Consider the following 17,981-nt stretch of genomic DNA (forward strand, 5'->3'; position numbering starts at 1 on the left):
CCTCACGTCTGCTTGCCGTGGTGCGCGGGGTCGTCGCTCGCGTCGCCCTCGCGCAGCTCGGCGTCCGGGACGTCGATGCCCGCCGCCGCCTGGTCCATGCCCGGGACACCCGAGGGGACGTCCTGCTTCTCGGGGCGGACGCCGCGGGCCTGCTCCCGGATGAGCTTCTGCTCCTCGGAGAAGCGGATGTCGTTCGCCTCCTCGCCCGAGTCCTGGGGCTCGACAGTCTCCGGCTGGTACGTGCTCGGCTCGTTCGGCTCGTTCGTGTTCTGGGTCATGGCCCACAAGTACCCGCACCGGGCGCGCGTCAACCAGCCGCGGCGGGGTAACACGCCCACGGGGCCTGTCCGGATGCGCTGGGGGCGTCTGGCCAGGCCCCTTCAGGATCGGGCCGGCCCCCGGGCCGGCGGGGAGGCCGGGAGAAGGGAACGGGCATGCAATCGCTCTGGCAGGATCGGGCCGAGGCCCTCGGATCGGACGGGTTCCACGCGCACGGCCACTTCGACGTCATCGTCGCCGGCGCGGGGATCACCGGGCTCACGACGGCGGTCCTGCTCGCCAGGGCGGGGCGCAGCGTCGCGGTCCTCGAGGCACGCACGGTCGGCGCCCTCACGACGGGCGGGACGACCGGCAAGATCAGCCTCCTGCAGGGGACCATGCTCAGCCGGATCCGCAGCCACCACGGCGACTCCGTCCTGCGCGCCTACGTCCAGGGCAACCTCGAGGGCCAGAAGTGGCTCACGCGCTACCTCGACGACCACGGCGTCCCCTACCAGACCCGCACGGCGTGGACCTACGCGGAGCGGGGCAGCGCGCTCGGCGCGCTCGAGGAGGAGCATGCCGCCTGCGCGTCCGCCGGCCTCGACGCCCGCCGGGCCGACGCCGTCGAGCTTCCCTTCCGCACGGCCGGCGCCATGCGCCTCGAGGGGCAGGCGCAGGTCGACTCGATGGACGTCCTCGCCGCCCTCGCCGCCGAGCTGCGCAGCCGCGGCGGCGCCCTCATGCAGGGCGTCCGGCTCACGGGCGCGGACACGGCCCGGGCCCGGCGCGGTGGCCCGATCGAGGTCTCCACGGACCACGGCCCGCTCTCGGCGGACCGCATCGTCATCGCGACCGGGACCCCCGTGCTGAACCGCGGCGGCCACTTCGCCCTCCTCACGCCGAGCCGCGCGTTCGCCGCCGCCTTCTCGGGGCCCGAGCGGCACGAGGGCTTCCCGCAGGGCATGTACCTCTCCCTCGACACGCCCTCTCGCTCCATCCGCTCGGTGCCTCCCCTACCCGGCCACCCCGAGGCGCACGGCACGGACGACGGCGGGCCGCGCCTCGTCGTCGTCGGTGGCGGCTTCCAGCCGGGCCGGGCCCAGACGGGCCCGCTGCGCACGCAGCTGCTCGACTGGGTCCGCGAGCGCTTCCCCGGCACCGTGCCGACCCACGTGTGGGCCGCGCAGGACTACTTCCCCGCCTCCGCAGTGCCGCTCGTCGGCGCCGTGCAGGGCACCGGCGGGCGGATCCATGTCGCGACGGGGTACGGGAAGTGGGGCCTCGCCAACGCCGTCGCGGCCGCGCTCTCGATCTCCGCGGACATCCTCGGCGGGAACATCCCATGGGCGCGCGAGCTCTACCACGCGCGCGTGAGCGGGCAGGACGCGAAGGAGGCGGCCTCGTTCAACGCGAGCGTCGTGGGCCACCTCGCCGCGGGCTGGGCGAGGTCCCTCGCCGCCGGGCGGGGCAGGCCGCCCGCGGGCGACTGCGAGGTGGCCGGGGTCAAGCACCGCGTCTCCCGCGTGTGCACGCACCTGGGCGGCATCCTGGAGTGGAACGAGGCCGAGCGGTCGTGGGACTGCCCGCTGCACGGCTCGCGGTTCTCGTGCGAGGGGATGGTGCTCAACGGCCCCGCGGTGAAGCCGCTCCGGCGGGGGTAGGGGCTCCAAGGGTCCACACGCGGGGCGCGAGCCTCAGGACAGCCAGTCGGTGTAGCGGGTGGGGGCGAGCTGGGCGTGCCTGTCGGTCAGGACATCGCCCCTGACCATGGCGAACATGCCGGCCGCGGGATCGGTCACCACCGTGCGGTCGTCGCCCTTGCGGGACAGGGTGATCCTGCCCAGCTCGTCGAGGGGGAAGATGTCCGGGCCCGCGATGCTGCGGATTCCGTTGAGGGGCTCCCCTGCCGCGACTTCCGCGACGGCACGGGCAACGTCCCTGGACGCGATCGGCTGGATCGGCGTGGCAGGCAGCCGGACAGTGTCGCCGTCGGCGGTCCATGAGAGTACCGCGTCGATGAACTCCATGAACTGCGTGGCCCGCACGATCGAGTAGGGGATCCGGCCGGCGGCGAGGATGTCCTCCTGGAGCACCTTGGCCCGGTAGTAGTCCAGCTCCGGCACCTGGTCCACGCCGACAATCGACAGGATCACCACGTGTCCGACCCCGCCCTTCCGCGAGGCGGCCAGAAGGTTGTCCATCGAGCTCTGGAAGAAGGCCGGGGAGGCCTCGTCGAAGGTCGGGGAGTTCGTCAGGTTGACGACGACGTCCACCCCCGCCACCGCCTCGTCCAGCCCCCGTCCGCTCACGACGTCGACCCCAGTGGACTGCGAGTGGGGCACCGCCTCATGCCCGGCAGCCGTGAGATTGCTGACGACCTGGGACCCGATCAGCCCCGTACCCCCGATGACCGCGAACTTCATGACATGCCTTTCCGTAGGAGGTGTGCCCTGCCAGAACCAGACTCGGACACTTTCTGTCCGAGTACTATACGCAGACAGAAGTTGTCCGAGTCAAGGGGGCTGGCTAGAGTGATGGGGTGAAGATGTCCGGCGGGGTCGAATGGGCCCTGCATTGCTGCGTCGTGCTGACGTCAACCGAGGAGCCCGTTCCCGCATCCCGGCTCGCGGAACTGCACGATGTCTCGGCGAGCTATCTGGCCAAGCAGCTGCAGGCGCTGTCACGGGCGGGACTCGTGCGCTCCGTCGAGGGCAAGGCGGGCGGCTACATCCTGACCAGGGAACCCGCGTCCATCACGGTGCTCGATGTGGTCGAGGCGATCGACGGCCCCGCCCCCGCCTTCATCTGCACCGAAATCCGCCAGCGGGGGCCGCTGGCCACTCCCGCCGAGGCGTGCACAGCACCCTGTCCCATCGCCCGCGCCATGGGCGCCGCGCAGGAGGCCTGGCGAGAGGCGCTGCGCGCTGTCTCCATCGCCGATCTGGTCCAGGACGTGGCCTCCGCCTCCGGGCCCACCGCTCTGGCCCGGGTCAGCCAGTGGCTGACCGCGTCACGCGCCTGAGGACCTGACCTGGACACCAGAGGCCCGCACTCGGAATAGCAGGCCGCCGCCGGCATGGCAGGCCCGCGCCACGGCCTGTCGTGCCGGGGAGGGCCTGCCATGCCGGGCAAGGCCTGTCACACAGCGCGGACGACGGCGGGTGGCACCCCGCCGTCGTCCGCGCACCGCTGTCGGGGAGGTCTCGCCCAGCCCTACTCGGTGCCGATGAGGTTCGCCGCCGCGCCGTCCATGTGGCTGAGGATCGTCTGGCGCGCGGCGTCGGCGTCGCCGGACTCGATCGCGTCCACGACGTCCCGGTGCCGGGCCACGCTCATGTTGCTCGTGGCCCGCTCGAGGCCGGCGAACATGATCGACATCCGGATCGAGCCCTCGAGCGACTCCCACTGGTGCAGGAGCGTCTCGTTGCCCGAGAGCCTGCACAGGAGCCGGTGGAAGTCGAGGTCCGCCTCGATCCGGTCCTCGAGCGAGCGCTGGGCGGCCTCCTCCATGAGCTCGAGGGCCTCGCGCAGCTCGCCCACGGCCTTGGCCCGCCGGGGCTGCTCGATGAGGGTCCTGGCGGCGAGGGACTCGAGGGCGGCCCGGACGGCGAAGATGTCCCGGATCTCCTTCGCGTCGAGGTGCCGCACGCTCAGCCGGCCCCGGGCGCCGGCGGTCGCGAGCCCCTCCTGCTCGAGCTGGCGCAGCGCCTCGCGCAGCGTCCCGCGGGAGATGCCGAGCATCTCGGACAGCTCGGTCTCGACGAGGTGCCGCCCGGGGGCGAGCTCGCCGGACGTGATCGCGCGGCGCAGCGCCGTGAGCGCCTGCTCCCGCAGGCTCCTCTTCTCGAGTCCGAGCAGCGATGCCGTCGCCGTCATGGCGGACCTCCCTCAACGTTGACTGTCAGCTGGCAGCCGTTAACTGTCATCATAGCGGCGGTGCGCGCCCACCCGGGCCGCGCACCACCGTCGTCCTTTCGCCGCCGCACGACGCGCGCGGTCACCCGAGCCCGGCCGTCACCCGAGCTCTGCCAGCACCTTCGCGACGATCCTGTCCACGGAGAGCCCGTACTTCTCGTGCAGCGTGGGCAACGCGCCGGCGTCGAGGAACTCGTCCGGCAGCGCGACCGGCACGACGCGCTGCGACCGGCCCGAGCGCACGAGCGCGGACGCGACCGTCTCGAAGAGCCCGCCGACCACGGTGTGGTTCTCGAGCGTCACGGCGAGGCGGTCCCCGGCAAGCTCGGCGAGGACGGTCTCCTCGTCGAAGGGCTTGATCGTCGGCGTGTGCACGACGGCGACGTCCACCCTGTGCGCGGCGAGCGCCTCCGCGGCCTGCAGCGCGCGCATCGTCATGAGGCCGGAGGAGACGAGGACGACGTCCCGGCCGCCGCGCAGGACCTTGGCCTTGCCGAGCTCGAACGTGTAGTCGTACTCGTCCAGGACTGTGGGCACCTTGCCGCGCAGGAGGCGCAGGTAGGTGGGCCCCTCGGACGCCGCGAGCTGCGGGACGGCCTGCTCGATGTCCACGGAGTCGCACGGGTCCACGATGGTCAGGTTCGGCATGCCGCGGAAGATCGCCATGTCCTCCGTGGCCTGGTGCGAGGGGCCGTAGCCGGTGGTGAGGCCGGGCAGGCCGCCGACGATGTTGACGTTAAGGTTCGGCTCGGCGATGTCGAGGCAGATGAAGTCGTAGGCCCGGCGGGCCGCGAAGACCGAGTAGGTCGAGGCGAAGGGCACGAGCCCGGCCTCGGCCATGCCGGCCGCGGCGCCGAAGAGCAGCTGCTCGGCCATGCCCATCTGGAAGAACCGGTCCGGGTGGGCGGCCGCGAAGATGTGCATGTCGGTGTACTTGCCGAGGTCGGCCGTGAGGCCGACGATCCGGGGGTCCGCCTCGGCGGCCGCCGCGAGGGCGTGCCCGAACGGGGCCGGGGCCGTCTTCTGCCCCGGATCCGCGAACGAGGCGATCATCGCCGAGGTCTTGAGCTTGGGTGCTGCAGTCGTGCTCATGCGTTGCGCTCCTCCTGCGTCGCCTCGAACTGGGCCGCGAGCTGCTCGTTGCAGATCGCCCACTCGTGCTCCTCGATGCGCATGAAGTGCGCCTTCTCGCGCGCCTCGAGCAGCGGGACCCCGCGCCCCACCTTGGTGTCGCAGAGGACGACGGCGGGCGCGCCGTCGTCCGCGGCATGCTCGGCGATGTCGTCGAACGCCGCGAGCAGCGCCGCGACGTCGTTCCCGTCCACGCGGTGGACGCGCCAGCCGCACGCGGCCCACTTGTCCGCGACCGGCTCGGTCCGCAGGACGCCCTCGGTGGGGCCGTCCGCCTGGAGCGCGTTGATGTCCACGACGGCGGTCAGCCGCCCGAGGCGGTGGTGCGAGGCGCCCATCGCGGCCTCCCACGTCGAGCCCTCGTCGAGCTCGCCGTCGGAGAGGAAGTTGATCACCCGCGCGGGGTTGCCGCGCAGGCGCAGGCCGAGGGCGAGGCCGACGGCGATCGTGAGACCGTGCCCGAGCGAGCCGCCCGAGATCTCCATGCCCGGGGTGTAGGTGGACATCCCGGACATTGGCAGGCGCGAGCCGTCCGAGCCGTAGGTCTCGAGCTCCTCGACCGGGACGATCCCGGCCTCGGCGAGCGCCGCGTAGAGCCCGATCGCGTAGTGGCCGGTCGAGAGCAGGAAGCGGTCGCGGCCGTCCCACTCGGGGTCCTCGGCCCGGAAGCGGAGCTGGTCCGCGTAGAAGGCGGCGAAGATGTCCGCGGCGCCGAGGGCCTGGCCCACGTAGCCCTGGCCCTGGACCTCGCCCATGAACAGGGCGTGCTGGCGGATGCGGTAGGCGGCGGCCTCGACGGCGGCCCGGCGCTCGGCTGGCGTGGCCGCGGCGCGCTGTTCGACTGTTGGTGTCGTCTCGACTGTCGGAGTCGTCATGGGTGTCGTGTCCTTCAGGCGTGCGAGTGCTCGGGGAGCGGGGTCTGGGCGGAGATCTGCTCGGCGGCCGCGCGCTCGCGGCGGCCCCACGTCTCGCGGGTCACGATCGCGGCCCAGAGGCCGATCGCGGCGTAGAGGCTGAACAGGAGGGCGGGGCCGACCCAGCCGAAGCTCACGAACAGGAGCGTCGTGACGAACGGTGTGAAGCCGGAGACCATGGCTGAGATCTGGTACGCGAGCGAGGCGCCCGAGGAGCGGGTCTTGGCCTGGAAGAGCTCGGGGAACCACGCGCCCTGCGCGCCGGCCAGCGAGTTCTGGCACACGGCGTAGGAGATGACGATCGTGGCGATGATGAAGAGGAACAGGCCCGTGTTGACGAGCAGGAACATCGGCACGCCGAACAGGACGGCGAACAGGCAGGACCACACGTAGACCGGTCGGCGGCCCACCTTGTCCGTCAGGGCGCCCCACGAGTAGGTCGCGACGATGCCGAGGCCGGCGGCGATGCACAGGGCCGTGAGCGTCTGGGTCTTGTCCGCGAGCTTCTCGCTGTGCAGGTAGGAGATCATGTACGTCACCGAGACGGCGTAGCCGGCGGTCTCGGCGACGCGCAGGCCGATGCCGCGCAGGATGTTCCGCCAGTCGTCGCGGATCACCTCGGTGATCGGGGATTTGACGATGTCGCCGCGCTCCTTGACGTCCTCGAACACGGGGGACTCGGGGACCTTCGAGCGGATGATGAGGCCGACGGCGACGAGCACGATGCTCGCGAGGAACGGCACGCGCCAGGCCCACTCGCCGCCGAGGCCCACGCTGGCCAGGAAGGTGAGGTTGGCCAGGAGCAGGCCTACGGGGAAGCCGGACTGGACGATCCCCGTGAACCTGCCCTTGGACTTCCACGGGGCGTGCTCGTAGCTCATGAGGATCGCGCCGCCCCACTCCGCGCCGAACGCGAGGCCCTGGATGATGCGCACGATCACGAGCAGCACGGGGGCGGCGAGGCCCACCATGGCGTAGGTCGGCAGGAGGCCGATCGCGAAGGTCGCGAGGCCCATGAGGATGAGCGAGGCAACGAGGACCGGCTTGCGGCCCACCTTGTCGCCGAGGTGGCCGCCGATGATGCCGCCGAGCGGGCGGGCGGCGAAGCCGACGCCGAGGGTGGCGAAGGAGGCCAGCGTGCCGGTGACCGGGTCTGCGCCCGGGAAGAAGGCGGTGCCGAAGTACAGGGCGGCGGCGGTGCCGAAGCCGATGAAGTCATAGGTCTCGATGACGGCCCCCACGCCCGAGCCGACGGCCACGCGCTTGGCGTCCTTCGTGCCGTGAACTGGGCCGCGCATGGCCAGAGCCTCGTTGCTCATTGCGTTCCTTCCGAGTCGGAGAGATCTGCCGCTGCCTATGTTGACAGTCAACATGATATGCCAGTGTGCGCTGCATCACGGGCGACTGTCAACACTGACCTTTCTAGGTTGACTGTTAACACTAACGGCCGTAGCGTGGTTGGAGTCACACGCCCCGTGGAGGGGCCCCAGAAATCGAAGGAAACAACGATGTTCCACGCACGGCTCGGCTGCTCGTCGATCAGCTTCCGGCACCTGCCGCTGGACGAGGCCCTCGCCACGATCGCGGGCCTCGGGTTCGAGGAGATCGACCTCGGCGCCCTCCCGGGCGTGTGCGATCACGTGCCCTTCACGCTCACCGCGGACGACGCCGGCCGGGTCGCCGAGGCGGTCGAGGCGGCGGGCCTGCGGGTCCGCTCCGTCAACGGGGACATCGGCGACCTCAACGCCCCGCTCGACGCCGCCGGCCAGGCCGCGCGGGCCGAGCACCTCGACCGGCTCCTCGGCCTCACCTGGACCGTCGGCGGGGCCGCGCTCGTGCTCCCCTGCGGCGCCCTCTCCCCCGAGCCCCTCCGCTCGCTCGGGGAGGACCTCGACCTCGTCGCCGCCCAGCTCGCCGCAGCCGGCGAGCGCGCGGCGGAATTCGGCGTCGGTCTCTGGACCGAGTCGCTGCACTACTACCGCCTGTGCGGCACGCTCGGCCGCGCCCTGGCCCTCGCCGACCGGCTCGAGGGCACCTGGGTACGGCACGTCGTCGACCTCTCCCACGTCGTCGCCTCGGGGAGCCGGCCGGAAGAGGCCATCGCGGGCCTGTCCGGACGTGCCGGGGGGAGCGGGATCGCCCACGTCCACCTGCGCGACGCCGTCCCCGGGAACATCAACCTCAGCATCGGCAACGGGAGCGTCGACTTCGCCGGCGCCCTCGCGGCCCTGCGCGACTCCCGCTTCGACGGGCACTTCTCGCTCGAGCTCGAGGCGCACGACCTCACGCACGAGGAGCGCCCCGCCGCCGCCGCCAAGGCCGGCAGCTACATCAGCGACCTCATCTGACGCTGCCTTTCAGACCCACCCACCCACCCTTAGGAACCACCATGACCAGCATCCAGCGCACCGCCGTCCTCACCGGGGCCACCTCCGAGAAGGGCATCGGCCTCGCCACCGCCCGCCGCTACGCCCGCGAGGGCTGGGGCGTCGTCATCCTCGACCTCGACGGCGAGAAGTCCGCCAAGGTCGCCCAGGACATCGCCAACGAGTTCGGCGTCCCGGCCTTCGGCCACGAGGTCAACGTCGCCGAGGAGGCCTCGGTCGATGCCGCCGCGTCCGCCGTCGCCGCCGAGGTCGCCGCGGGCCGCCTGCCCGTCGTCGGCGCCCTCGCCAACATCGCCGGGATCACCTCCCCCGTGCCGTTCCTCGAGACGGACCTCGCCCTGTGGAACAAGGTCATGGCCGTCAACGCGACCGGCACCTACCTCGTCACGAAGGCGTTCCTGCCCGCCATGATCGACGCCGGGTGGGGACGCATCGTGAACATGTCCTCCGTCTCCGCGCAGCGCGGCGGCGGCGTCTTCGGCAAGGTCCCGTACTCCGCCGCCAAGGCCGCGATCCTCGGCCTCACCAAGGCCCTGGCCCGCGAGCTGGGCACCACCGGCGTGACCGTCAACGCGATCGCGCCCGGGGCCGTGGACACGAACATCCGCGTGGGCAGCACCGAGGAGCAGGAGGCCGCCATCAACGCCGGCATCCCGATGGGCCGCAACGCCACCACGGAGGAGGTCGCGGCCGCGATCACGTTCCTGTCCTCCGAGGATTCCGCCTACCTGACCGGCATCACCCTGGACATCAATGGCGGCAGCCACATGCACTGACGCTGAGTGGCCACATCCCCCTCATCCCCCTCACCACAGGCACGATCCCGCGCCGCCCACCCTTGCCCCCAGGAGACGCCGATGACGCGCATCGTCAACGACCCCGCCGACTTCGCCGACGAGGCCCTCGCCGGCTTCTGCGACCTGCACGCCGGGCTCGTCCGCCAGGTCCCGGGCGGCGCGGTCCGCCGCCGTCGTCCCGCGCGGCCCAAAGTCGCCGTCCTTGTCGGCGGCGGCTCGGGCCACTACCCCGCCTTCGCGGGGCTCGTGGGGCGGGGCTTCGCCGACGGCGCGGTCGTGGGGAACATCTTCACCTCGCCCTCGGCCCAGCAGGCCGTCTCGGTGGCCCGCGCCGCGGAGTCCGGCGCGGGCATCGTCTTCGCCTACGGCAACTACGCCGGCGACGTCATGAACTTCGGCCTCGCCTCGGAGCGGCTGACCGGGCTGGGGATCCGCGCGGAGAACGTGCTCGTGACGGACGACGTCGCGAGCGCGCCTCCCGCGGAGGCCGCGCGCCGGCGCGGGATCGCCGGGGACTTCGTGGTCTTCAAGGTGCTCGGCGCGGCGGCCGAGGCCGGGCTCCCGCTCGAGGAGGTCGTGCGGCTGGGCCGCAAGGCCAACGACCGCACGCGCACGCTCGGCACCGCGTTCTCGGGCTGCACCTTCCCGGGCGCGGACGCGCCGCTCTTCAAGCTGCCCGAGGGGCACATGGGCCTGGGCCTCGGGATCCACGGAGAGCGGGGCCTGCGGGACGTCCCGCTCCCGAGCGCGGACGAGCTCGGCCGCGAGCTCGTCGGGGGCGTCCTGGCGGAGGCACCCGAGCACCACGGGGGCCGCATCGCCGTGATCCTCAATGGCCTCGGCAGCACGAAGCACGAGGAGCTGTTCGTCCTGTGGAACGCGGTCGCGCCGCGGCTGCGCGCGGCAGGCTACGAGATCGTCGCGCCCGAGGTCGGCGAGCTCGTCACGAGCCTCGACATGGCGGGCGCGTCCCTCACGGTCACGTGGCTCGATGACGAGCTCGAGCCCCTCTGGCTCGCCGCCGCCGAGACGCCCGCGTATCGCCGCGGGTCGCTCGCGGAGGGCGCTGTCGCCGAGGGCGCGGTCGGCGAGCACGACGGCGGGGAGCCGGCCGCGGCGGGCGGGGCGGCGCCGTCGTCCGCGGAATCCCGCGAGTACGCCGCCGCGTGGGCGACGGCGCTCGGGGCGGCGCGCGACTGCCTCGAGTCCCTCGAGGCGCGGCTCGGCGCGATGGACGCGATCGCGGGCGACGGCGACCACGGCCGCGGCATGGTCCGCGGCGTCGGGGCCGCCTACTCGGCGGCGCGCGAGGCCCTTGAGGCGGGCAGCGGCGCGGGCTCGGTGCTCGCCGCCGCGGGCGACGCGTGGGCGGACCGGGCCGGCGGGACCTCGGGCGTGCTGTGGGGCGCCGGGCTGCGCGCGTGGGGCGAGGCCCTCGGGGACCTCGAGGTGCCGGAGGCGCGGGGCGTCGCGGCCGGGGTCTCGGCCTTCGGCGCCCGGATCGAGGCCCTCGGCGGGGCGCAGCCGGGGGACAAGACGCTCGTCGACGCGCTCGTGCCGTTCGAGGCGGAGCTGCGCGAGGCCGTCGCTGCCGGCGCCTCGCTCGCGGAGGCCTGGGATCGGGCCTGCCGGGCGGCCGAGGAGGCCGCGGCGGCGACCGCCGGGCTGCTCCCGCGGAAGGGCCGGGCCCGTCCGCTCGCGGAGAAGAGCCTCGGCACGCCGGATCCCGGCGCGACCTCGCTCGCGGCGGTGTTCGCCGCCCTCGGGCCCGCGCTCGTCGCGGCCGCCCGCGAGGAGGTGTCCGCGTGAGCGGGCTGGATCCGCGTCCCGCCGCGGGTGGCCTGCGGATCGTGCTCGGCTCGGACGAGGCCGGCGTGGACTACAAGGACGCGCTCCTGGCGGACCTCGAGGCGGATCCGCGCGTGGGCGAGGTCATCGACATCGGCGTGCACCGCGGGGCGGAGGACTTCACGAGGCCCTATCCGCAGGTGGGGATCGCCGCGGGGCAGCTGATCAGCGACGGCCGCGCCGACCGGGCGCTCCTGTTCTGCGGGACGGGGATCGGCGTCGCGATCGCGGCGAACAAGGTCCCCGGGATCCGTGCTACGACGGGGCACGACTCGTTCTCGGTCGAGCGCTCCATCCTCTCGAATGACTGCCAGGTCCTGACGATGGGCCAGCGCGTCATCGGCCTCGAGCTCGCGCGCCGGCTCGCCAAGGAGTGGATCGGCTACACCTTCGACCCGGCCTCCGCCTCCGCGGCGAAGGTCCAGGTGCTGAGCGACTTCGAGGGATGCTGACGCGCGATCAGAAGCGGGCCAGGCCTCACGAGGAGACCTGGCCCGCTTCCCTGAGGGCCGGGTTCACCGGCCGGCGCCGGAGGAGCCCATGACCCCGAGCTGCATCATGAGGTTCATGGTGTCCGGATGGGCGCTGAAGGAGTCGATCTTGCCTTCCTTCACGTGGACGAAGTAGGTCCCCGTTGATCGGATGTGCTTGCCGGTGGCGGGAATCTGCTGCCCTCCCGCCTTCAGGGGGCCGGTGTGGGTCCCCGTGAACTCGACCTCGCCCGCGACGCTGTCGTCGGAGAACACGCGATTGGTCGCTGCGATATGCATGTCGGGAAATGCGGTGAACCATGAGTTCATGTACTCCCGGACCTGATCGGCTTTTGTCATGGGCTCCGGAAGCGATGGGTCGCGGAACTCGAAGCCGTCCGCGAACATGGCCACGAAGCGATCGGGATCGTGGTGGTCCCAGGCGGCGATTCCGTCCTCGTCAAGCTTGCGGACTTCCTCGACTGTCATTGCAGTCTCCTGGTCTCTTTCGAGTGCGGATGAATCCACGCGGGGGCCATGACGGCCCTCGAGTAATGTCCCTGATGGGCATGGCCCTGCCGGGACGAAGAGGATCCCCAGCCATCCGGCGCATTCTGCAGGACCGTGAATCTTGGGGCACGGTCTAGGACCATTCCGCGCGTCGGCACGTGGATTGTCAAGGCCGGAACGCGGCGCCCGTCCGGCTCCAGTAGGGTGTCCCGCATGGGGGTTCCTTTCGCCGGAAACGGCCCCGTCCACGGGCTGCTCGTCGGGCTGGGCATCGCCGCCGCGCTTGCATTCTTCGCGCTCGAGAAGCGGCGCCGCGGGCTCGCGGACGACAGGCTCTGGACCCTTGCGGGCTTCGCTGTGGCGTTCGGGGCCATCGGCTCGAGGATCCTCACCTGGGACGTCACGCGGCAGCCGGCGCTCGAGGACTGGTGGGCCAACGGCGACCGCAGCATCCTCGCGGGCCTCGTCGGCGCATGGCTCGGGGTGCACCTCGGCAAGCGGCTCATCGGCTACCGCGAGTCCACGGGCGACCTCTTCGCCCCGGCCGTGGCCCTCTCCATGGCGATCGGGCGCGTCGGCTGCCTCCTCACCGAGCTCCCCGGGACCCCGACCGGCGGGGCATGGGGCCTCGTCCTGAGCCCCGAGCAGGCCGCCCTGTTCGGCGCCACGCCAGGGGTCGGGCTCCACCCGTCGTTCGCGTATGAGATCGCGTTCCACTCCCTCGCGTTCGCCGCCATGGTCCGCTACCGGGACCGCCTGGCCCGCCCCGGGGACCTCTTCGTCCTCTACGTCGCGGCGTACGCCCTGTTCCGGTTCGGCGTCGAGTTCGTGCGCGGCAACGAGGCGATGTGGCTCGGACTGAGCGGGCCGCAGTGGTTCCTGCTGGCCATGCTGCCTCTCCTCACCTGGCGGGTGTGGAAGGTGTTCGCGGCCCTGCGGCCATCGCGGATGAAGGAGAGGCTCGCGTGAGCCCAGCTCCGCCGCCGATTCCCCCGCCGGGCCAGCCGCCCTTCGCGCCGCCGCCGGGCCGGCCGTTTCCCCCTCGGCCCCGTCCCAGAGGCGGCTCCATCTGGCTCGGCATGCTGGTCGGCGTCGTGGCCATCGGGGCCCTCGTCTTCGTCGGACCGCTCATCATGAACGCCGCCTACGCGAGCCTCGGAGCAGAGTTCCTCGGGATGCTGGGGTTCCTGTTCTGGGTCCCGCCGATCGCCTATCTGGCGGGATCCATCGTCCTGGCTGCCCGCGAGGAGACCTCCCAATTCGGGGCCGGCCTCCTCCTCGCCATCGGGATCTGGATCCTGCTGGGCGCGGGCATCTGCTTCGCCATCGTTACCCAGCTAGGAGGCTCCGCATGAAGGATCCAAAGCTCAGGGACGATCTCCCGCCCGCCCCCGGGCGGTGGCTCCCGCTGCAGGCTGCGCTCCTCGGCGTCCTGAGCCTGTTCGTCGTCTACCTCATCCTGTTCTTCGCCGCCGGGCCGCCCGCGGGGCGGATGGGTCCGCTGGCCTACCTCCCCGCGGCCCTCTATCTGGCCGGGGCGATCGTCGCCGTCGCCCAGCCCAGGTCCCGCAGGCTCGGCTCGGGGATGCTGCTCGGGCTGGGGATCTGGCTCATCATCGGCGGCGGGGTCTGCATCGCGGGGCTTGCCGGAGCCGGAGGGAGCGTCGCATGAGTCCCACGTCCAGCCGCCGCGCGCCTCTCGGCCCGGGCCAGCCGCTGCGCGGGGACCGGATCCACCGCTACGTCACGGCGTTCTGCCCGCTCTGCCACGAGCAGAACCCGCCGCTCGCCCAGGTCCGCCGCCTGTCCGGGGCCCTGCTCGTGCGGGACGGCAGGGTCTGGCTCGAGCGCGGCTGCCCCGACCACGGGCTCGTGCGCACGCTCTACGACGAGTCGCCCGAGATCCTCGCCTACCTCGAGCGCTGGCAGGCCCCGACCAAGGCCCACGTCCCGGACCGCCCGGACAACTACCGCCAGGTCCCCGAGGCCTACGCGTACGGCCTGCCTGCGATGCAGACCCAGCACACGTGCATCCTGCTCGAGGACGTGATCGAGCACTGCAACCTGCGCTGCCCCACGTGCTTCACGGCCTCGGGCCCGCAGCTGCAGGGGGTCGCGCCGCTCGCGGAGGTCCTCGCGAACGTCGACGCGCGGCTGGCCCGGGAGAACGGCCGCATCGACGTGCTCATGCTCTCGGGCGGCGAGCCGACCCTGTACCCGCATCTCGCCGAGCTGCTCGAGGAGCTCGTTGCCAGGCCGATCGTGCGGATCATGGTCAACAGCAACGGCGTGCTCCTCGCGCACGACGACGGGCTGCTGGCCTTGCTCGAGCGGCACCGCGAGCGCGTCGAGGTGTACCTGCAGTACGACGGGCCCTCGAAGGAGTCCTCCGTCCACCACCGCGGCGGCGACCTGACCCGGGTCAAGGACGCCGCGATCGGGCGGCTCTCCGCGGCCGGCGTCTTCACGACCCTCACCATGACCGCGGCCCTCGGCGTGAACGACGGCGAGATCGGCGACGTCGTGCTCCGCGCCCTCGAGACGCCCTACATGGGCGGCGTCGCGCTCCAGCCCGTGTTCGGCTCGGGTCGCGGCCACGGGATCGACGCGATGGAGCGGCTCACGCACGGCGGCGTTCTCGCCCGGCTCGAGGAGCAGACTGGCGGCGTCGTCGCGTGGCACGACCTCACGGCCCTGCCCTGCTCGCACCCGCACTGCGCCTCGGTGGGCTACATGCTCAAGGACGACGCCGGGGTGTGGCGGTCCCTCACCCAGCTGATCGGCCACGACCGGCTCCTGCAGTGGCTCGAGATCGACCCGGACTCGATCGCCAACCGCATCGCGGACAGCGCGATCCCGCTGGGCCTGCGCGAGGTCATCAAGTCCTCGCTCCTGGACCTGCTGAGCGAGCAGTCCTCGCTCTCCCACCCGCGCACCCTCGACCTGTGGAAGAACATCTGCATCCAGTGCGACCTCGGGATCGGGACCCTCGCGACCCTCGCCACGGGCGCCCTCCCGGGCCAGTACCAGCGGCTGCGACGGCTCCTCGCCGAGCGGGTCACGCGCATCACGGTCAAGCCGTTCATGGACATCTCGACCATGATCGAGGAGCGGCTCACACAGTGCTGCGTCCACGTCGGGACGAAGGGCGACGACGGGCTCCACCAGTGCGCGCCGTTCTGCGCCGTGCAGGCCTGGCCCGAGCTGTCCCGCCAGCGGCTCAGCACCGCGACGGGCCGGCGCCTGCTGCCGCTCGGGCCAGCGGGGACGCGGCCGTGATCGGGCCGGAGGGGCAGGACGCGGGGGTCCCGGGCGACGCGGGCGGCGCCGAGGCCGCGCGCCGGATCGCCGCGGGCCCGCCGCCCTCGGGCTTCCTAGGCCGGGCTGCGGTCCCGGGGACGCCGGCGCACGACGGCGAGCGCGCGCCGTCGCGCTCGGCCGGCACCGGCGGCGACCACCCGCCGTCGGCCGCGTCCAGCACCCACGGCGACCACTCGCCGTCCTCCGGAACCGCCGACGCGCCCTATGACCCCCTGAGCCTGTGCGTCTACGCGACGATCGCGCTCCTGGGCTGGCTCGCGGGGCCGGCGGCGCTCGTGGTGTTCGCGGCCATCGGGTTCGCGGGGTACTGGAGGGCGCGGCGGGCCGGGCTCACGCGCTCGAAGTGCTGGCTGCGGGACACGCGCCTGGTCCTGGCGTACCTCGCGGCCCTCACGGCCGCCGGGCTGTGGGGCGTGTGGTCCGTCGCCACGCGGATCTGGGGCGGCTGAGCGTCAACGGGACCCCCGCGGGTAAGAGGCGTTCGTCCGAGCCCCCGGCCAAGGAGAACGTGATGAACCTGTTGGACGAGACCCTCACCCGGCTCGAGCGCTGGCGCTTCCTCGACGCGGTGGCCGAACCCGTCCGGGCGGTGACCCATGCCGCCGTGAAGCCCCGCCTGGTCCGCGACCTGCTCAGCGGCGCGGGACTCGGGCACCCCGTGCATCCGGTCCTCACGGACGTGCCGATCGGGGCTTGGAGCATGGCCTCCCTGCTCGACCTCTGCGGGGAGCCGACCGAGCGCGCGGCGGACGTCCTCGTCGCGACCGGGCTCCTCGCCGCCGTCCCGACCGCCGCGGCCGGGTTCAACGACTGGTCCGACACCGACGGGGCGGCGTCCCGGATCGGCGTCGTGCACGCGGCGCTCAACGTCACCGCGCTCGGCCTCTACGGCGCGTCCCTCGCGGCGCGCACGGCCGGAGCCCGCGGGGCCGGGCGTGGGCTGGGCTTCGCGGGGCTCGGCGTCCTGCTCGCGAGTGCCTACCTCGGCGGCCATCTCGCCTTCTCCCGCGGCGTGCGGGTGAGCCGCACCGCGTGGCACGAGGGGCCGACGGACTGGCAGGACGTCGGGGCCGCGAGCGAGCTTTCCGACGACGGGCCCACCCTGCTCAAGTCCGGGGACGTTTCGCTGCTCCTCGTGCACGACGCCGGGCGGCTCGTCGCGCTCGACAACACCTGCACCCACGAGGGCGGCCCCCTCAACGAGGGGACCTTCGAGGACGGGTGCGTGACGTGCCCCCTGCACGGGAGCACCTTCCGCCTCGCCGACGGCAGCGTGGTCCACGGGCCCGCGAGTGCCCCAGAGCCCAGCTACGAGGCCCGCGTGAGCGACGGCCGCGTGCAGGTCCGGGCGCGCCGGCGGAAGGCGCCGGTGATCTAGCCCGTCTTGCGCGCGGTGCGCCGCTTGGGCGGCGCCTTCTCTTCCTTCTCGTCGACCTCTTTGGTCGCCGCTCTGCCCGCCGTCCGCTTCGCGGCGGTGCGCGCCTTCGGCGACGCCTCGCCGTCGTCCTCCGCGGCCTTCGCGGTGGCGCGCTTCGCGCGGGCGGGCTTGGCCGGGGCCGGCTCCTCCGCCTCGTCGCCCCCGGACGAGCCGCCGGCCGCCTTGCGCCGGCTCTCGACGCTGCGCCGCAGGGCCTCCATGAGGTCCAGGACCTCAGCCCCCTCCCTCTCCTCGGGCGCGGCGCCGAAGGTCTCCTCGGTATCCACGGCGTCGCCCTTCTCGAGCTTGGCCTCGACGAGCTGGCGCAGCTGCTCCTGGTACTCGTCGGTGAACTGCTCCGGCTCGAAGTCCGACGAGAGGCTCTCGACGAGCGAGGAGGACATCTTGAGCTCCTTGTCGGAGACCTTGACCTCGGTGTCCTCGAGGATCGGGAACGCGGCCTCGCGCACCTCGTCCGGCCACAGGAGCGACTGGAGCACCATGACGTCCCCGCGCACGCGCAGCGCCCCGAGCCGGGTCTTCTGCCGCAGGGCGAACTTCACGACGGCAGTTAGCTCGGTCTGCTCGAGCGTCTGCTTGAGCAGGTGGTACGGCTTGACGCCGACCTTCTCGGGCTCGAGGTAGTAGCTCTTCTCGAAGAACATCGGGTCGATCTGGGCGTCCGGGACGAACTCGACGACCTCGATCTCCCGGCTGCGCTCGACGGGCAGGGACTCGAGGTCCTCGTCCGTCAGGACGACCGTGCGCCCGCCCTCCTCGTACGCCTTGTCGATGTCCGCGTACTCGACGACCTCGCCGCAGACCTCGCACCTGCGCTGGTAGCGGATGCGCCCCCTGTCCTTGTCGTGGACCTGGTGGAGCTTGAGGTCGTGGTCCTCGGTGGCGCTGTACACCTTCACGGGCACGCTCACCAGACCGAAGCTGATGGCGCCCTTCCAGATCGACCGCATGTGCCCAGTGAACCGCAGATCCCGGGGCTTGAACAGGCG

At 72.5% G+C, this 17,981-nt stretch carries 20 protein-coding genes; 12 read left to right on the forward strand and 8 right to left on the reverse strand.

The genetic code is table 11. The annotated features are described in order from the left end of the window. Positions 1-2: 2 nt before the first annotated feature. Positions 3-278 (reverse strand): hypothetical protein, encoded by a 276-nt coding sequence (locus ACUYMY_RS15760; RefSeq protein ID WP_481704470.1) that lies wholly within the window; start codon positions 276-278, stop codon positions 3-5. Positions 279-434: 156 nt separating this feature from the next. Between ACUYMY_RS15760 and ACUYMY_RS15765 the strand changes: the two genes are divergently transcribed. Next, complete coding sequence (locus ACUYMY_RS15765; RefSeq protein ID WP_481704471.1) at positions 435-1,922, forward strand: FAD-dependent oxidoreductase; 1,488 nt, start codon at positions 435-437, stop codon at positions 1,920-1,922. Positions 1,923-1,955: 33 nt separating this feature from the next. On the opposite strand, the gene ACUYMY_RS15770 is transcribed toward ACUYMY_RS15765, so the two are convergent. After that, positions 1,956-2,684: an SDR family oxidoreductase gene (locus ACUYMY_RS15770; RefSeq protein WP_481704472.1), complete on the reverse strand. Its 729-nt coding sequence runs from the start codon at positions 2,682-2,684 to the stop codon at positions 1,956-1,958. A 122-nt stretch (positions 2,685-2,806) separates the two neighbouring features. Between ACUYMY_RS15770 and ACUYMY_RS15775 the strand changes: the two genes are divergently transcribed. Beyond that, positions 2,807-3,283, forward strand: coding sequence for an RrF2 family transcriptional regulator (locus ACUYMY_RS15775; protein ID WP_481705078.1), 477 nt, complete (start codon positions 2,807-2,809; stop codon positions 3,281-3,283). Positions 3,284-3,474: 191 nt separating this feature from the next. Here the strand turns inward: ACUYMY_RS15775 and ACUYMY_RS15780 are convergent, their stop codons facing one another. The 4 genes from ACUYMY_RS15780 to ACUYMY_RS15795 all read right to left on the reverse strand — a co-directional run bounded on the left by ACUYMY_RS15780 (position 3,475) and on the right by ACUYMY_RS15795 (position 7,540). Beyond that, positions 3,475-4,137 (reverse strand): GntR family transcriptional regulator, encoded by a 663-nt coding sequence (locus tag ACUYMY_RS15780; protein WP_481704473.1) that lies wholly within the window; start codon positions 4,135-4,137, stop codon positions 3,475-3,477. Positions 4,138-4,275: 138 nt separating this feature from the next. Then, positions 4,276-5,268 (reverse strand): transketolase family protein, encoded by a 993-nt coding sequence (locus ACUYMY_RS15785; RefSeq protein ID WP_481704474.1) that lies wholly within the window; start codon positions 5,266-5,268, stop codon positions 4,276-4,278. After that, on the reverse strand, positions 5,265-6,182 hold the full coding sequence (locus ACUYMY_RS15790; protein ID WP_481704475.1) for a transketolase: 918 nt from the start codon (positions 6,180-6,182) through the stop codon (positions 5,265-5,267). The genes ACUYMY_RS15785 and ACUYMY_RS15790 overlap by 4 nt, the downstream gene beginning before the upstream one ends. Positions 6,183-6,196: 14 nt before the next feature. Beyond that, complete coding sequence (locus tag ACUYMY_RS15795; protein ID WP_481704476.1) at positions 6,197-7,540, reverse strand: MFS transporter; 1,344 nt, start codon at positions 7,538-7,540, stop codon at positions 6,197-6,199. Between the two features lie 189 nt (positions 7,541-7,729). Here ACUYMY_RS15795 and ACUYMY_RS15800 point away from each other — a divergent pair, with 189 nt between their 5' ends. From ACUYMY_RS15800 to ACUYMY_RS15815, 4 genes are all read left to right on the forward strand, one after another. Next, a complete protein-coding gene (locus ACUYMY_RS15800) occupies positions 7,730-8,569 on the forward strand; it encodes a sugar phosphate isomerase/epimerase family protein (protein WP_481704477.1) in 840 nt (279 codons plus the stop codon). 41 nt (positions 8,570-8,610) lie between these two features. After that, positions 8,611-9,384, forward strand: a complete 774-nt coding sequence (locus ACUYMY_RS15805) for an SDR family NAD(P)-dependent oxidoreductase (protein WP_481704478.1) — start codon at positions 8,611-8,613, stop codon at positions 9,382-9,384. A gap of 81 nt (positions 9,385-9,465) precedes the next feature. After that, complete coding sequence (locus ACUYMY_RS15810; RefSeq protein ID WP_481704479.1) at positions 9,466-11,214, forward strand: dihydroxyacetone kinase family protein; 1,749 nt, start codon at positions 9,466-9,468, stop codon at positions 11,212-11,214. 32 nt (positions 11,215-11,246) lie between these two features. Further along, positions 11,247-11,705 (forward strand): ribose-5-phosphate isomerase, encoded by a 459-nt coding sequence (locus ACUYMY_RS15815; RefSeq protein ID WP_481705079.1) that lies wholly within the window; start codon positions 11,247-11,249, stop codon positions 11,703-11,705. A gap of 63 nt (positions 11,706-11,768) precedes the next feature. Here ACUYMY_RS15815 and ACUYMY_RS15820 read toward each other — a convergent pair whose 3' ends face one another. Beyond that, positions 11,769-12,212, reverse strand: a complete 444-nt coding sequence (locus ACUYMY_RS15820; protein ID WP_481704480.1) for an ester cyclase — start codon at positions 12,210-12,212, stop codon at positions 11,769-11,771. Positions 12,213-12,446: 234 nt separating this feature from the next. On the opposite strand from ACUYMY_RS15820, the gene ACUYMY_RS15825 reads away from it, so the two are divergent. From ACUYMY_RS15825 to ACUYMY_RS15850, 6 genes are all read left to right on the forward strand, one after another. Further along, a complete protein-coding gene (locus ACUYMY_RS15825) occupies positions 12,447-13,202 on the forward strand; it encodes a prolipoprotein diacylglyceryl transferase (RefSeq protein ID WP_481704481.1) in 756 nt (251 codons plus the stop codon). Then, positions 13,199-13,588, forward strand: a complete 390-nt coding sequence (locus tag ACUYMY_RS15830; protein WP_481704482.1) for a hypothetical protein — start codon at positions 13,199-13,201, stop codon at positions 13,586-13,588. Before ACUYMY_RS15825 ends, ACUYMY_RS15830 begins: the two co-directional genes overlap by 4 nt. Further along, the gene (locus ACUYMY_RS15835) at positions 13,585-13,905 is read left to right on the forward strand and encodes a hypothetical protein (protein ID WP_481704483.1); all 321 of its coding nucleotides are present in this window, start codon (positions 13,585-13,587) and stop codon (positions 13,903-13,905) included. The genes ACUYMY_RS15830 and ACUYMY_RS15835 overlap by 4 nt, the downstream gene beginning before the upstream one ends. Further along, a complete protein-coding gene (locus tag ACUYMY_RS15840) occupies positions 13,902-15,512 on the forward strand; it encodes a radical SAM protein (protein ID WP_481704484.1) in 1,611 nt (536 codons plus the stop codon). Before ACUYMY_RS15835 ends, ACUYMY_RS15840 begins: the two co-directional genes overlap by 4 nt. After that, positions 15,509-16,003 carry a hypothetical protein gene (locus tag ACUYMY_RS15845; RefSeq protein WP_481704485.1) on the forward strand — a complete coding sequence of 165 codons (495 nt, stop codon included), beginning with the start codon at positions 15,509-15,511 and terminating at the stop codon, positions 16,001-16,003. The genes ACUYMY_RS15840 and ACUYMY_RS15845 overlap by 4 nt, the downstream gene beginning before the upstream one ends. Positions 16,004-16,065: 62 nt before the next feature. Beyond that, positions 16,066-16,932, forward strand: a complete 867-nt coding sequence (locus ACUYMY_RS15850) for a Rieske (2Fe-2S) protein (RefSeq protein ID WP_481704486.1) — start codon at positions 16,066-16,068, stop codon at positions 16,930-16,932. Here the strand turns inward: ACUYMY_RS15850 and ku are convergent. Next, positions 16,929-17,942: a non-homologous end joining protein Ku gene (ku, locus tag ACUYMY_RS15855; protein ID WP_481704487.1), complete on the reverse strand. Its 1,014-nt coding sequence runs from the start codon at positions 17,940-17,942 to the stop codon at positions 16,929-16,931. The two genes, ACUYMY_RS15850 and ku, sit on opposite strands and share 4 nt — an antisense overlap. Between the last annotated feature and the right edge of the window lie 39 nt (positions 17,943-17,981).

This window comes from Sinomonas sp. T428B (assembly GCF_056780155.1).

Excerpts from the sequence above, each read along its gene's own strand:
- ACUYMY_RS15780 (WP_481704473.1), bottom strand. The coding sequence starts at position 4,137 with ATGACGGCGACGGCATCGCTGCTCGGACTCGAGAAGAGGAGCCTGCGG.
- ACUYMY_RS15785 (WP_481704474.1), bottom strand. The coding sequence starts at position 5,268 with ATGAGCACGACTGCAGCACCCAAGCTCAAGACCTCGGCGATGATCGCC.
- ACUYMY_RS15760 (WP_481704470.1), bottom strand. The coding sequence starts at position 278 with ATGACCCAGAACACGAACGAGCCGAACGAGCCGAGCACGTACCAGCCG.
- ACUYMY_RS15770 (WP_481704472.1), bottom strand. The coding sequence starts at position 2,684 with ATGAAGTTCGCGGTCATCGGGGGTACGGGGCTGATCGGGTCCCAGGTC.
- ACUYMY_RS15790 (WP_481704475.1), bottom strand. The coding sequence starts at position 6,182 with ATGACGACTCCGACAGTCGAGACGACACCAACAGTCGAACAGCGCGCC.
- ACUYMY_RS15800 (WP_481704477.1), top strand. The coding sequence starts at position 7,730 with ATGTTCCACGCACGGCTCGGCTGCTCGTCGATCAGCTTCCGGCACCTG.
- ku (WP_481704487.1), bottom strand. The coding sequence starts at position 17,942 with ATGCGGTCGATCTGGAAGGGCGCCATCAGCTTCGGTCTGGTGAGCGTG.
- ACUYMY_RS15795 (WP_481704476.1), bottom strand. The coding sequence starts at position 7,540 with ATGAGCAACGAGGCTCTGGCCATGCGCGGCCCAGTTCACGGCACGAAG.
- ACUYMY_RS15850 (WP_481704486.1), top strand. The coding sequence starts at position 16,066 with ATGAACCTGTTGGACGAGACCCTCACCCGGCTCGAGCGCTGGCGCTTC.
- ACUYMY_RS15840 (WP_481704484.1), top strand. The coding sequence starts at position 13,902 with ATGAGTCCCACGTCCAGCCGCCGCGCGCCTCTCGGCCCGGGCCAGCCG.
- ACUYMY_RS15765 (WP_481704471.1), top strand. The coding sequence starts at position 435 with ATGCAATCGCTCTGGCAGGATCGGGCCGAGGCCCTCGGATCGGACGGG.
- ACUYMY_RS15825 (WP_481704481.1), top strand. The coding sequence starts at position 12,447 with ATGGGGGTTCCTTTCGCCGGAAACGGCCCCGTCCACGGGCTGCTCGTC.
- ACUYMY_RS15810 (WP_481704479.1), top strand. The coding sequence starts at position 9,466 with ATGACGCGCATCGTCAACGACCCCGCCGACTTCGCCGACGAGGCCCTC.
- ACUYMY_RS15820 (WP_481704480.1), bottom strand. The coding sequence starts at position 12,212 with ATGACAGTCGAGGAAGTCCGCAAGCTTGACGAGGACGGAATCGCCGCC.
- ACUYMY_RS15805 (WP_481704478.1), top strand. The coding sequence starts at position 8,611 with ATGACCAGCATCCAGCGCACCGCCGTCCTCACCGGGGCCACCTCCGAG.
- ACUYMY_RS15775 (WP_481705078.1), top strand. The coding sequence starts at position 2,807 with ATGTCCGGCGGGGTCGAATGGGCCCTGCATTGCTGCGTCGTGCTGACG.
- ACUYMY_RS15835 (WP_481704483.1), top strand. The coding sequence starts at position 13,585 with ATGAAGGATCCAAAGCTCAGGGACGATCTCCCGCCCGCCCCCGGGCGG.